The 13,989-nt window shown below is 66.0% G+C and carries 9 protein-coding genes; 3 read left to right on the forward strand and 6 right to left on the reverse strand.

Features of this window, described 5'->3' with window-relative positions; all coding sequences use genetic code 11:
• Positions 1–56 precede the first annotated feature (56 nt).
• The gene (locus U1708_RS11090; protein ID WP_332745602.1) at positions 57–1,115 is read left to right on the forward strand and encodes a lactonase family protein; all 1,059 of its coding nucleotides are present in this window, start codon (positions 57–59) and stop codon (positions 1,113–1,115) included.
• Positions 1,116–1,151: 36 nt separating this feature from the next.
• On the opposite strand, the gene U1708_RS11095 is transcribed toward U1708_RS11090, so the two are convergent.
• From U1708_RS11095 to U1708_RS11120, 6 genes are all read right to left on the reverse strand, one after another.
• A complete protein-coding gene (locus tag U1708_RS11095) occupies positions 1,152–2,696 on the reverse strand; it encodes a DHA2 family efflux MFS transporter permease subunit (RefSeq protein ID WP_332745603.1) in 1,545 nt (514 codons plus the stop codon).
• A 307-nt stretch (positions 2,697–3,003) separates the two neighbouring features.
• Entirely contained in the window at positions 3,004–4,167 is a 1,164-nt protein-coding gene (locus U1708_RS11100) for an HlyD family secretion protein (protein WP_332745606.1), read from the reverse strand.
• A complete protein-coding gene (locus U1708_RS11105; RefSeq protein ID WP_332745608.1) occupies positions 4,164–5,573 on the reverse strand; it encodes an efflux transporter outer membrane subunit in 1,410 nt (469 codons plus the stop codon). Before U1708_RS11105 ends, U1708_RS11100 begins: the two co-directional genes overlap by 4 nt.
• Positions 5,570–6,040 carry a MarR family winged helix-turn-helix transcriptional regulator gene (locus U1708_RS11110; RefSeq protein WP_332745610.1) on the reverse strand — a complete coding sequence of 157 codons (471 nt, stop codon included), beginning with the start codon at positions 6,038–6,040 and terminating at the stop codon, positions 5,570–5,572. The genes U1708_RS11105 and U1708_RS11110 overlap by 4 nt, the downstream gene beginning before the upstream one ends.
• Before the next feature lie 288 nt (positions 6,041–6,328).
• Positions 6,329–9,886: an autotransporter domain-containing protein gene (locus U1708_RS11115; protein WP_332745611.1), complete on the reverse strand. Its 3,558-nt coding sequence runs from the start codon at positions 9,884–9,886 to the stop codon at positions 6,329–6,331.
• A gap of 214 nt (positions 9,887–10,100) precedes the next feature.
• Positions 10,101–10,250: a hypothetical protein gene (locus tag U1708_RS11120; protein ID WP_332745613.1), complete on the reverse strand. Its 150-nt coding sequence runs from the start codon at positions 10,248–10,250 to the stop codon at positions 10,101–10,103.
• Positions 10,251–10,378: 128 nt separating this feature from the next.
• Between U1708_RS11120 and U1708_RS11125 the strand changes: the two genes are divergently transcribed.
• Both U1708_RS11125 and acnA read left to right on the forward strand, forming a co-directional pair.
• Entirely contained in the window at positions 10,379–10,729 is a 351-nt protein-coding gene (locus U1708_RS11125) for a hypothetical protein (protein WP_332745616.1), read from the forward strand.
• A gap of 235 nt (positions 10,730–10,964) precedes the next feature.
• A complete protein-coding gene (acnA, locus tag U1708_RS11130; protein WP_332745618.1) occupies positions 10,965–13,649 on the forward strand; it encodes an aconitate hydratase AcnA in 2,685 nt (894 codons plus the stop codon).
• Positions 13,650–13,989: the final 340 nt, after the last annotated feature.

Here is a 13,989-nt window from a genome sequence, read left to right on the forward strand (position 1 = left end):
AACGCTGACCTGAATTGGGATGCGACGGGGGGCCGACTGCGGCTAGAAGCCATCGCATGACGCTTCCCGACCCCCACCCCGACGCCGAAACCGCGCAAGCCCTCTGGATCGGCACCTATGCCGGCGGCGGCGGTGCGGGCGTCTATCCGCTAAGCGCGACCGGCATGCTTGGCGAGGCCGACGCCGACGCCGACGCACGCAACGCATCGTTCGGTACATATTCGTCGCGGTTCGACCTCCATTACCTGGTCGACGAGCAGGACGACGGCGCACTCGGCGTGCATCGTCGCACGGACTCGGGTTGGGTTCGGCTGGCACATGTCACGGTTGACGGAGCCGCCCCATGTCACGTCGCGCTGGACCGCACCCAGTCCTGCATCGCGACCGCGAACTACGCGAGCGGCAGCGTCTCGCTGTTCCGCTTGGACCCTGTGAGCGGACTGCCGATCGGCCAGCCGATGGTGCACGCCAATGACGGCGGCGGCCCCGATCCCGAACGCCAGCAATCGCCGCACGCGCACTGGGTCGGCTTCGGACTCGACAACCGGTTCCTGTATGTCGCGGATCTGGGGACCGACGAGGTACTCGCCTTTGCGGTCGATACGGAACGGGGTGCGTTCGGCGAACCACACACCGCGTTCAAGGCCGCTCCCGGATCGGGACCGCGCCACCTGCTGTTCCACGCGAGGCATCCGCAATCGGCGTATCTGGCCTGCGAACTCGCCAGCACACTCGTCGCGCTGGACGTCGACGGCGCCGATCTGAAGCGTCGTGCGTCACTATCGACCCTGCCCGCGGACTGGCACGGCGCGAACATCCTCGCGCATATCGGCGCCAACGCCGCGGGCGATCGCCTGTACGTCTCCAACCGCGGCCACGACAGCATCGCCGTGTTCGCTCTCGACGACGGCGGCGACCCGACCCTCCTCCAGCATATCGCCAGCGGAGGCGCATCGCCGCGCTTCTTTATAATCTTGGAAGAGGAACATCGGATGATCGTCGTCCACGAACGCGATCAGCGCGTGACGATGCTCGATATCCTGCCCGATGGGACGCTCGCCCCGACCGATTTCGCGGTGCACGTACCCGGCGCCGCGTTCGCCTTCGTCGCCTAGCTCACGCTGGCGATCGGCAGCGTGAGCTGGAGCCGATCAATCCGCCGCGATCGGTCCTTGTGGAGGGCTGGCACGCCGCGTGAACCAGACGATGATCACCATCGCGAGGCACAACCAAGCCGAGATACGGAACAGGTCGGTCGACGCCAGCAGATACGCCTGCGCCACCATCTGCCGCGTGATCGCGCCCGCCGCCTGCACGTCGGTCAGCCCCATCCGCGTCAGCGCACCCTGCGCCATCTGGTAGGGCGAACCGGTACCGATCGCCTCCGACAACCGGCTCTGGTGCAGCGTCTCGCGACGATCCCAGGCGGTCGTGATGATCGACGCCGCGAAGCTGCCCGAGGTGATGCGCGCGAAGTTCGAGATGCCCGTCGCCGAGGGCAGTCGCTCGGCCGGGATACGGTCGAGCGAGATCGTCAGCATCGCGAGGAAGAACGTGCTCATCGCGATCCCCTGCACCATCAACGGCAACATCAGGTCGTAGAAGCTCGCCCCCGTCGTGTAGCCCGAGCGCAGGTAATAGGAGTAGCCGAACGACGCGAACGCCACGGTGGCGAGGATACGCGCGTCGATCTTGCCGCTCAGCCGCGCCACGAACGGCGTCAGGATCACTGCCACTGCGCCCGACGGTGCGGCGACCAGCCCCGCCCAGGTCGCGGTATAGCCGAGCTGCGTCTGCAACCACAGCGGCAGCAACAGCGTGTTGGCGAAGAACACCGCATAGCCGAGACAGAACGCGATCGTCCCGATCGTGAAGTTGCGGCTCTTGAACAGCGACAGGTTCACCGCGGGGTTGGCGTCGGTCAGCTCCCAGATGATCCAGCCGACAAAGCCGATCGCGGCGACGACCGCGGCGATGACGATCCGGTCGGCGGCGAACCAGTCGTCGTTCTTGCCGAGATCGAGCACGATCTGCAGCGCACCGACCCACACCACCAGCAGGATCAGCCCGACCTGGTCGATCGGCAATTTCCGCGTCGGCGTGTCGCGCTTGCCGAGCTTGTTCCAGCACACGAACGCGCAAAACATCCCGAACGGCACGTTGATCAGGAAAATCCAGCTCCAATGGTAATTGTCGGAGATATAGCCGCCGAGGATCGGCCCCATGATCGGCGCGACCAGAGTCGTCATCGACCAGATGCCGAGCGCAGTGGAGCGTTTATGGACGGGGAAGATTGCGATCAGCAGCGCCTGGCTGCCCGGAATCATCGGCCCCGACACCGCGCCCTGGAGGATGCGGAAGCCGATCAGCGACGGCAGGTCCCATGCGATCCCGCAGAGGAACGATGCGATCGTGAACAGGAAGACGGACACGCAGAACGTCCGCACCACGCCGAACCGGCCCATCAGCCACCCGGTCAGCGGCACCGCGACACCGTTGGCGACGGCGAACGCGGTCACGATCCAAGTGGAGTTGTCACTGGAAACGCCGAGATTGCCCGCGATGGTGGGGAGCGAGACGTTGGCGATCGTGGTGTCGAGCACCTGCATGAACGTGCCGAGCGCAAGCGCGAATGCGGTTAGCGCGAGCGAGCCGCCTACCAGGGGAGCGGGACCGGCGCCGGAGGGGGCTGCCATCAGGTTGCACTCCTCTGAGAGAGAATGACCCTCCCAAAGCCACCACCCCGGCGAAGGCCGGGGCCCAATTGGGGAACGTTGCTGACGAAAGACGGCACGCCGTTACGACCACCTTTCCAATTGGGCCCCGGCCTCCGCCGGGGAGGTGCGGTATGCATGTAGGCGGTCAGCAAAAAGCTAGTTTCCCCGCGAAGGCGGGAGCCCAGTCTGGGCTCCCGCCTTCGCGGGAGAACAAGAAGGGGCATGCCGAATTCAGTCAGGCACGCCACACCCTCTTTGCTCACCACACCCCAATCGCGCGCAATCATCACCGGTTAGCCGCAATGATCTGGCGGATCTTCGCATCGACCGCAGCATCCCCCTGCCCGGTCGCCAGCCCCTTATACGCCGCCGCCGCCGGCCGACCGACCATCGTCCCAGACTTGTCCGCCGTATCGACGATCGCGTTCACCGACAGCCCGACGCGCAACGGGTTCCGCCGCAGCTCACCCTTGTCGAGCGCGATCCGAACCGGCACGCGCTGGGTGATCTTGATCCAGTTGCCGCTGGCGTTCTGCGGCGGCAACAGCGCGAACGCATTGCCGCTACCCGCGCCGAGCCCGACGATACGCCCGTGATAGACCAGGTCATCGCCATACATATCGGCCGTCACCGTGGCCGCCTGCCCGATCCGCAGATCGCGCAACTGCGTCTCGCGGAAGTTCGCGTCGACCCACACCCGGTCGAGCGGCACCACCGCCATCAGCGGCATCCCCGCCGAAACCTGCTGCCCGAGCTGCACGGTCCGCTGCGCCACCACGCCGTCGATCGGCGCAACGACGTGCATGTGGCTCCGCGTGATCGCCGCACGACGATACGCCGCGATCGCCGCCAGCACCGCCGGGTTGTTCGAAACCGTGGTGCCGACCACGCCGTTGCGCGACTGCGCCTGTTGGCTGCGCGCGAGTTGCAGCGTCGCGCTCGCGACCTTCACCTGATCCGCGGCATGGCTCAGTTCCTCGCCAGAGATCGCACCTTCCGCCGCCGCCCCGCGACGACGCGCGAGATCGTTCCGCGCGCGCGCCAGTTCGGCCTCCGCCTGCACGACCGCGGCTCCGGTTTCGTTCACCTTCGAGAAGTCCGACCGCGTCGCACGTACGGCGCGCGCCAACTCAGCTTCCGCCGAGGCGAGGCCGACATCGGCGGTCGCGGCGTCTAGGTCGATCAGCGGCTGCCCCGCCTTCACCACCTGCGTATTGTCGGCATGGATCGCCGTCACCTGCCCCGGATCGCGCGCGGTGATCGCAACCACGTCGCCCGCGACATAGGCGTCGTCGGTCTCCTGCTCGGGTGCGGCGAGCAGGAAGTGGAACACCGCCCACACGATCGCGCCGATCACGACGACGACGCCCAGGATCGTGAGCGCGCGCTTGCGTGCACGCGGGTTGCCGGCCGGAGCAGCGGCGGGCGCCGGCGTTTGCGTATCGGTCATCGCGTCATCCCCTGAAAATCGTAACCACCACCCAGCGCCAGCACGAGCTGCACACGCTGTTGCGCGGCATCGGCGGCTAGGTCGGCATCGGCCTGTTCGGCGGCCAGCGTGCGGACGTCGTTGTCGACCAGATCGAGCCGGCTATCGAGACCGCTCGACACGCGGATCGCGTTCAGCCGCCCGGTCTCGGCATAGCCGCGCACCACCTCGCGCTGTCGCTGCCGATCCGCGTCGAGCGCCCCGATCCGCGCGACTGCATCGCCCGCCTCGCGCACCGCGCCGATCACCCGGTCGTTGTAATCCGCGGTCGCCAGATCGAGCAGGGCGGTCGCACCCGCCAGATCCGCCTTCAACCGGCCATTGTCGAAGACCGGCAGGTGGACCGCCGGCCCGACGCCGACCGTGCCCGCATCGAGCGAGAACAGATTGCCCAGCCCGACCGCCTGGAAGCCGGCAAGCGTCGCCAGATTGACGTTCGGATAGAACGCCTTCCGCGCGACCTGACGCCCAGCCGCCGCAGCCTCGATCCGCGCCTGAGCCGCCGCGATATCGGCACGTCTAGCAAGCAGGTCGGCAGGGACGGTCTTCGGCAACGGCAACGCCGCATCGAGCCGCAACGCCGTCGCGCCGATCGTCGCCGGATAATCCGCGCCGCGCCCCGCGAGCGCCGCCAGCGCATTCTTCGCCAGCACCTGCGCCGCCTGCGCGCGCAGCAACGCCTGTCGCGCCTGCGCCAGCAGAGTCGTCGCGGCCTGCGCGTCGAGCTTGCTCGCCAGGTTGTTGCGAATACGCACGTTCACCAGCCGCAGCGAATTCTGCCGCGTGGCGATCGTCCGCTGCGCGATACCCGCCTGCGCCTCGGCACGTTCGAGGTCGATATAGGTCTGCACCACCGCCCCCGACAGCGCCATCCGCGCCGCCGCCACGTCGAGCGAAGCCGCGCGCACCGACGCCCGCGCACCCTCGATGGCCGCTTTCTGGCGCCCGAACAGATCGAGGTTCCAGTTGAGGTTTGCCGCGGTCGACCCGACGAACCGCGTCGTCCCGGCATAGGGCGGCGGGATCGTGTAGCGACCGCTCAATCGCGCGAGCTGCTCCTGCGCGTCGAGCGTCACGTCCGGGCCATTGTCCGCGCGGCGCGTCGACAGCACCGCCTGCGCCTGCGCGACCCGTGCCAGCGCCGCATCGAGCGACGGGCTGCCCGCCACCGAATCGCGTACCAGCCGATCGAGCTGAGGATCGCCGAACGAGCGCCACCAGTCGGCGGCGATCACCGGCGCCGCGTCCGGAGCCAGCCCGAGAGCCGTAGCCGATACCGGCTCTACGACCGTCTTCGACTCCGGGATCGCGCACCCCGCCAGCAACCCCGCCACCGTGATCGAGGCAAGGGTAAAGCCCGTCTTCATGCTCGTCGTCCTTCGGTCAGAGCATCGTCCAGCGTCGTGCGGAGTTTCTGCATCAGTTCGATCAGCGTCTCGATCTCGGCCCGGTCCCAGCCCGTCAGCAGGGTATTCCAGTATTCGATGATCCTGTCGCGACACCGGATCGCGACCGCCTCGCCGTCGGGCGTCAGTTCGAGATTGAGCACCCGCCGATCGTCGCTCGCCCGCGACCGCGTGACCCACCCGTTCTGCTCCATCGCATCGACCAGCCGCGTGGTCGCTCCCTTGTCGTGCGACAGATCGCGCGCGAGGTCGGCACACGTCGCCGCGCGGCCCGCCATCATCGACATGAGCGCGGACCACTGCGTGCCCGACAAGCCTTCCGCGACGAAGACCGGCTCGATCAGGCTCTGCCCGATCTGATGGATCCGCCGCGCGAGGTAGCCGAGCGAACAGTCCGGGCCGAACCCTGTCTTGGTATAAAACGCCATTTCGTTGCCTTGGCAACCATTGCCCAGGCAGTCAATTGCACGTTTTGCATGCTGAGGTGACGAAGACGCGCAGTCCCGGGACGCTCCCCCACACCCTCCGTCATCCTGACGAAAGTCAGGACCCAGGGTAACCAAGGGCCGCCCTTCACGGCTCTGGATCTTTACCTTCGTCAGGATGACGGCGGGGCAACCCACGAATTCACGCAGGCTCGCCCGAGGATACGAAAAAGGGCCACCCGCACGAGCGGATGACCCTTTCGGCATTCCAACGATCGGGAACGTCCCCGCTCAGAAGCGGATCGTTATCGACCCCTTGTACGCCTGGTTCGAGACGTCCTTGCGCTCGACGGTGGTGTCCGCACCGACCGAGATGTCGACGCTGTCGCCGACCAGAGTCAGCCCGGCGCTGATCTCGCCCCAGTTCTTGTCCTGCCCGGCGAGCGCGAACAACGCATTCGGGCCGATCCCGCCGACGAAGTTCGCACCGAACACGCCCGGCGTCGACTGGAAGTCGTGGACGTAGTTCGCCGCGGCATATGGCCGGATCGACGCGCCGCCGCTGAGCGTGAGCCCGGCGCGACCCTGCAGGCTGTCGAAGCTGTTGCGATCGACGAACAGGGCCGGTCCGCCGCCATTCTCGATCGACTTGCCGAAGCCGATATGGCTGGCGCGCATCGACACGCGCGGGCCGACCTTGAGCATCGACAGGTCGAACGCCTTGCCGAGCCCGACCTCGCTGACGACGGTCAACGCATTGTCCGTGCCGCGCAGGCGATAGCTGGTGCCGACGAAGCCGATATTGCGATCGGTCTTCGCGACGAACGCACCCGCGCTGAATTGCGTATCGAGGATGATCCCCGATGCGGTCTCCAGCTTGCCGTACAGCGTGCCCTGGAACAGTTCGCCCGTGGCGCGCTGCGCGATCCCGGCGGTGGTGCCGTCGGTGTTGGTGTACGAGAACGAGAAGCCGATCACGCCACCCTCGCCCGCCTGCTTCTCCAGGCCGGCAGCCGCGAAATAACCATCGAACTTGTCACGCCCACCAAACGGGTTCGTCCCCGGCATCGACCGGCTCTTGCCGTCGATATACCCGCCCGCGATAAAGCCGCTCATGTCGTCGGGCAGACGCCCCGGCTGCAACACGGTGCCGCTCGAGTCGCTCATCATATCCTGCCCGCCCGGCAAGTCGCTTGCCATCAGCGAGGCGACCTGGACCGGCTTGCCGATCAGCGCGAGCGTGCCGCCGAGCGTGCCACGCGTATCGATCTGCGCGATGCGATCGCGGTAGAAGCGCGACATCGTGTCGATCGACGCGATGCCGAGGCTCGACTTGAGCGTTTCGGCGCGCGGGGCGAGGCCCTCCAGCGTCGAGCGGATCGTTGCCGCATCCTGCAGGTCGAGCGAGCCGTAAACGTTGCTCAACGCCGCATAGTTCGAGCGGTTCTGGTCGAGCAGGCCGGCATAGGCGGACTGCACCGGCGTTCCCGCAACGACGTTGCGATACTGCCCCGCGAGGATCCGCACCTGAACCGCGTTGGCGCTATAGACATAGCTCGGCGTCAGGATCGCGCTGAGCGGCGTCGCGGCGGCGAACGAGCCGGAGATCCCACCCTGCGCGGTGACGATCGTATAGAGGTCGTTGTACCGGATCGTCTGGCCGGCGACCGGCGCGAAGCCCACCCGACCGCCAAGGTTGGCGATGCCGTTGGTCGCCACGCCCGTCGCGTTGAACGTCGTCGCGGCAAAGGCAAGCTTGTCGGACGTGCCGTTCGGCCCGAGGTCGATCAACAGGTTGGTGCCCGAGGCGAGCACGCCGTTGCCGCCGATCGTCATCGTGCCGATCGTTCCCGTCGTGCCGGGCGCGATCATCCCCGCGACGCTGGTGAAGAACGGCGTGTTGATACGGCCCGATCCGGTCAGCAGCCCGGCCAGCATGAAGTAATCACCCGGCGTCGAGATGACGCCGTCGTTCTGGACGGTGCCCGTGACCTGGTTGATGGTCATCAGGCTGGTGAGCGACCCTGCCGACGTCACCGCGAGCTTCGCCGTGCTGCCCGCGACGGTGAACTTGTCGACCGTCACCGCCGAGCCGAGCGTGGTCGTGCCCGCCGCCGACAGCGTGACGTCGTAATAGCGTGCGCTACGCTGGGTCGTGCGATCGGGATCGATGTTGTTCGGCACGAAGTTGGTCGCACCCGGCAGGCCGTTGGCGAGCGACGGCGACAGCACCGCCAACGCCGACGCATCGCCGACCGCCGCGATCGTCCCCGCCTGGGCGACGTCCTCTGCGCCTGCCAACATAGCCGTGCTGGCCTTGCCCGAATGCGCGACGGTTTCGAGGATCAGGCCCTCGCCAACCGCACCCGGCGCGGCGACCTTGGTGACGACGGCGGCTGCCGCAGGGGTATCGACGGTCGTCGTTACCGGAACGCCGTTGATCGACTGGACGCCCGTCTTGACGTCGACGCACTCGCTCTGGAAACAGACCTGCCCGAACTTGTTGCCGTCCCCGGCGATGCCGGCGCCGGTCGTCGTGGGCATGCCGTTCACCAGCTGGCCGTCGACGATGATCTGGTAGTTCGGGTCGAGCGCGGTGGTCCAGTGCGACGCATCGGTCCACAGCCCGTCGCCGGCCTTGGCCTGCGCGTAACGATACGGGTTGTTCGCGGCGATATAGTCAGAGAACAGGTACAGCGGCTGGTAGAAGCTCGCCGTGCCATAGGCGCTGAACGGCTGTGCGCCATAGAAGCGGTTGCCGCCCGAAAGGACGCCGATCACGACCTGCTTGGCAAAGGTGCGATCGAGGATCAGCGGACCACCCGAATCGCCGCCTGCGGTCGTACCTTCGTTCGGGAGCGCGTTGTCCTTGAACAGGTTGAAGTCGTACGGGCTCGCCGCTGCGGTACCGCGACGGGGATCGTCGAAATCGAGCTGATACAGGTTCTGCGGAAGGCCGTCGGTCGATCCGAACAGGAAGGCGTCGCGGTCGTCGAACGAGCCGAGAATGCCGATCGTGTTCTCGGCGATGCGGCGGCGGTAATCGATTCCGTTGGTATCGCCGGTCAGCGTCCCGCCCTGCCCGTTGCGGCCATAGCCGGTGAGCGTCACGTGATAGCCGGTGCCGGTCGTCTCGCTGATCGCAGCCGGAGCCGGCAATGCCGACAGCAGCAACGCCCAGGTCGGCACGTTCGCGGCGGGCGTATCCAGCGTCGCGATCGCGACGTCGGCCTGGATGAAGTTCTGCGCCAATCCGAGCTTCAGCGAGTCGGCGTTATAGACGACCTGGTTGACGTTATAGAGGAAATTGGCGGTGTTGGTCTTGTACTGCTGCGTGTTGACCGCACCCGTCGCGGTGGTCGGCAGGAACCAGTCGAGCAGGGCCGGACGATTATTCTGCGCGAACCCGAACGCGATCGGAATACCGCCGCCCTGTGCGCCGTATTCCCATGGGTTCTGCGCACCGGTGCCGGCGCTGTTCTCGTTCACGCAATGCGCGGCGAAGATCACCGTACGCGGATTGATCAGCGTTCCCGTGCACAGGCCGATGCTGCCGCCACCCGACGACACCGTCATCTGGCCGACGCCATTGACTCCGCCCGCAACGTCTTGCGCACTGGTCGGCGTTCCCGGCGCCGAGATCACGATGTTCGGTTCGGAGACGACATCGACGGGGTTCAGCGAACTCCCATACGCGATCGATTCGGCGCGAGGCAGGCGGTCCTGCGCGGCGGCGATGGACGGCAGCGCCGCTGCGACAAGCAATGCCGTCGAAGTCAGCAGGGCTGCGCGTGCGTGACCCGAACCGGAACGTGCGCCGCGCAAGCGCGAGGTGGCGATAGTCGTCAACATTGATCCCCTTGTTCGCGCCGCCTGCTTTGGGACGTACGCCGATCGCAAGAGGGTATGCAGGCCATTTAGCGAACGCAATCAATGACTACGCAGGAATTACTTCGCTGTAACATTCTGTCATAATTGTTGCAAAATTGTCACCGAGCGGCTCTCGGGCGTCAGTGCCATGCTCCCCGGCCATCATCGCCAGAACCATGACGACGGCCAAAACTCATGCGTCGCGTGGTGACCCATCGGGCAGTTCGTCGAGGCAATGCGCCAACAAGGCCGCGGTAAGATAGCGCTGCTGTTCGTCGGCAATTGCCAACGCGCGTTCGATGGCGGCGCGCAGCAGATCGATATCGTCATTCTCGGTCGGCATGGCCCCTGTTCGGCGCTACCACGACCCCCCGCAATAAGTCAGGTTATGGCAAACCATCCTGATACATGTTGGCTTTGGACGCCAGATTTCGACTGGAGCGCTACGGTAAAGTACGCGTATATTGAGGCATGGCAATCGATCCAGAATCGGCACGCACTGCCGAGAACCTTCTGAAGGTCCGCGGCATGCGCGGCGACATCTTCCCGAGCGAAATATTCGACGAGCATGCCTGGAACATGATGCTTCGGCTGTACGTCGTCGAGGCTCGCGACGAACAAGTGTCGGCGACCGACCTGATAACGCTGACCGAGACGCCGCCGGCCGTAGGGCAGCGCTGGCTCGCGCACCTCGTCGCGGATGCGCAGATCGAGCCCTATGCCGATGACGGTGCGATCTCGCTGACGCGCCCCGCGGTCGATCGCCTGAATGCGTTCCTGCGACGCGCGGCCGGCGTGCATCGGAGCGACGATCCGGCCTGACGCGTCCGTCTCCGCGGTTCTTCATATGCGCGGTTCACCCGGGGGCGCCTGACAAGGTTTGCGAGTTTACGGAATAACGGCCTGCGGCATCACCGCGCCCTTCCCCGATCCACTCACCCTTGCTAAGGCCCTCCCGGTAACAGCATTTTTGCTCGGTCCCCGACGCGCCCGCGTGGCCTATAAGGCTGCTTTCCCCTCGGCGCCCGGCGGCCCGACGCCCACGGGAAGGACCCCTATGACTGCCATTGGCCAGGATACCCTCAAGACCCGCACCAGCCTGTCGACCGGCGGCAAGTCGTACGACTATTACAGCCTTGCCAAGGCGTCCGAACAGCTCGGCGATATCAGCCGCCTGCCGTTCTCGATGAAGGTCCTTCTGGAGAATCTGCTCCGCTTCGAGGACGGCGTGACGGTCACGCGCGAGGATATCCAGGCGATCGTCGACTGGCAGAAGGAGCGCCGCAGCGACCGCGAGATCCAGTATCGCCCCGCGCGCGTACTGATGCAGGACTTCACCGGCGTGCCTTGCGTGGTTGACCTCGCCGCGATGCGCGATGCGATGACCAAGCTCGGCGGCAACCCCGAGAAGATCAACCCGCAGGTCCCCGTCCACCTCGTCATCGATCACTCGGTAATGGTCGACGAATTCGGTACTCCGCAGGCGTTCCACGACAACGTCGACCTCGAATATGAGCGCAACATCGAGCGCTACGAGTTCCTGAAGTGGGGCAGCAAGGCGCTCGACAATTTCCAGGTCGTCCCCCCCGGCACCGGCATCTGTCACCAGGTGAACCTCGAATATATCGGCCAGGCCGTCTGGTCGTCGGCATCGTCCGGTGACCACGGCGACGGCACGATGATCGCGTATCCGGATACGCTGGTCGGTACCGACAGCCACACGACGATGATCAACGGTCTCGGCGTGCTCGGCTGGGGCGTCGGCGGGATCGAGGCCGAAGCCGCGATGCTCGGACAGCCCGTCTCGATGCTGATTCCCGAAGTCGTCGGTTTCAAGCTGACCGGCGCGCTGAACGAGGGCATCACCGCCACCGATCTCGTGCTCACCGTCACGCAGATGCTGCGCGCCAAGGGCGTGGTCGGCCGCTTCGTCGAGTTCTTCGGCCCCGGCCTGTCGTCGATGACGCTCGCCGATCGCGCGACGATCGCCAACATGGCGCCTGAGTATGGCGCGACCTGCGGCTTCTTCCCGATCGACGACAAGACGCTCGATTACATGCGCCTCACCGCACGTTCGGACGAGAATGTCGAGCTGGTTGAGGCCTATGCCAAGGCCAACGGCTTCTGGCGCGACGAGAACGCCGAGGATCCCGTCTTCACCGACACGCTCGAGCTGGACATGGGCACCGTCGTCGCATCGCTCGCAGGCCCGAAGCGCCCGCAGGACCGCGTCAGCCTCAACAAGGTCGACGAGGTGTTCAACAGCGACCTCCACAAGCTGTACCACAAGGAGCAGCCCTCGCGCGTCGCGGTCGAGGGTCGCGAGCATGACATCGGCGACGGCGACGTCGTAATTGCCGCGATCACCAGCTGCACCAACACCTCGAACCCGTCGGTGCTGGTCGCCGCCGGTCTCGTCGCCCGCAAGGCGAATGCACTCGGCCTCAAGTCGAAGCCGTGGGTCAAGACCTCGCTCGCCCCCGGTTCGCAGGTGGTCACCGACTATCTCGACAAGGCCGGTCTCACCGCCGACCTGAACGCGCTCGGCTTCAACCTCGTCGGCTATGGCTGCACCACCTGCATCGGCAACTCGGGACCGCTGGCTCCGGCGATCTCGGCCGCGATCAACGAGAACGACCTCGTCGCCGCGTCGGTGCTCTCGGGCAACCGCAACTTCGAGGGCCGCGTGTCGCCAGACGTCCGCGCCAACTTCCTGGCATCGCCCCCGCTCGTCGTCGCCTATGCGATCAAGGGCACCGTCACGACCGACATGATCGAGACGCCGCTGGGTCAGGGCTCCGACGGTCAGGACGTGTATCTGCGCGACATCTGGCCGACCAACGAGGAAGTCCGCACGACGATGGACGCCAATATCGACGCCGGCATGTTCGGTGCGCGCTATGGCGACGTCTATGCGGGCGATGCGAAGTGGCGCGAGATCGACGTCACCGGCTCGGACACCTACGCATGGCGCGCAGGCTCGACCTACGTCGCCAACCCGCCCTATTTCGAGGGCCTCAGCATGACGCCGTCGCCAGTGCAGGACATCATCGACGCCAAGCCGCTCGCGATCCTCGGCGATTCGATCACCACCGATCACATCTCGCCGGCCGGTTCGATCAAGGCCGACTCGCCTGCTGGCCGCTTCCTGCAGGAGCATCAGGTCAGCAAGGCGGACTTCAACAGCTATGGCGCCCGTCGCGGCAACCATGACGTGATGATGCGCGGCACCTTCGCCAACATCCGCATCAAGAACGAGATGGTCCCCGGCGTCGAAGGCGGCATGTCGAAGTACGACGGCGAAGTCATGGCGATCTACGACGCCGCGATGCGTTTCAAGCAGGACGGCACCCCGCTCGTCATCGTCGCCGGCAAGGAATACGGCACCGGCTCGTCGCGCGACTGGGCGGCGAAGGGCACCAACCTGCTCGGCGTCCGCGCCGTGATCACCGAGAGCTTCGAGCGCATCCACCGCTCGAACCTGGTCGGCATGGGCGTGCTGCCGTTGCAGTTCGCCGAAGGGATCGATCGCAAGACGCTCGGCCTCGACGGCTCGGAGACGTTCACGATCCTCGACGTCGCGAGCATCCGCCCGCGCCAGGATGTGACCGTCAAGATGACCCGCGCCGACGGGTCGAGCGAGACGTTCCAGACCAAGTGCCGGATCGATACCGTCAACGAGCTGGAATACTTCCTCAACGGCGGCATCCTCCACTACGTCCTGCGCAAGCTGGCCGCGTAAGACTTACTGCCGTCATCCCGGAGCGTTCCGGGGTGGCGGTACCGCTCGAAACACCGTCGCCTCGGCTAACACCGAGGGGCGGTTTTTTTGTGCGGGATTATTTGTGCGGGATTAAGAGCCGCGGCAGCCTGCAAACCAGCGCTGCCGGATAAAAAGGCGGGGCGATCGCAAGGACCGCCCCGTAGTTCAGGGAGAGGACCGGGACAGGGGAGACCCGGTCAAGTCGCCGTCCACAGGGGGAGAGGGAGCGGCGACGCACCCTCCTTCGTCCCGATATGTTGCAGTGATGTGTCGAACGCGACGAATGACGAACTTTTCACCAAACGCTGCCCACCTCGTT

Origin of the sequence: Sphingomonas arabinosi, from assembly GCF_036663715.1 — a bacterium.
Lineage (GTDB): Bacteria > Pseudomonadota > Alphaproteobacteria > Sphingomonadales > Sphingomonadaceae > Sphingomonas.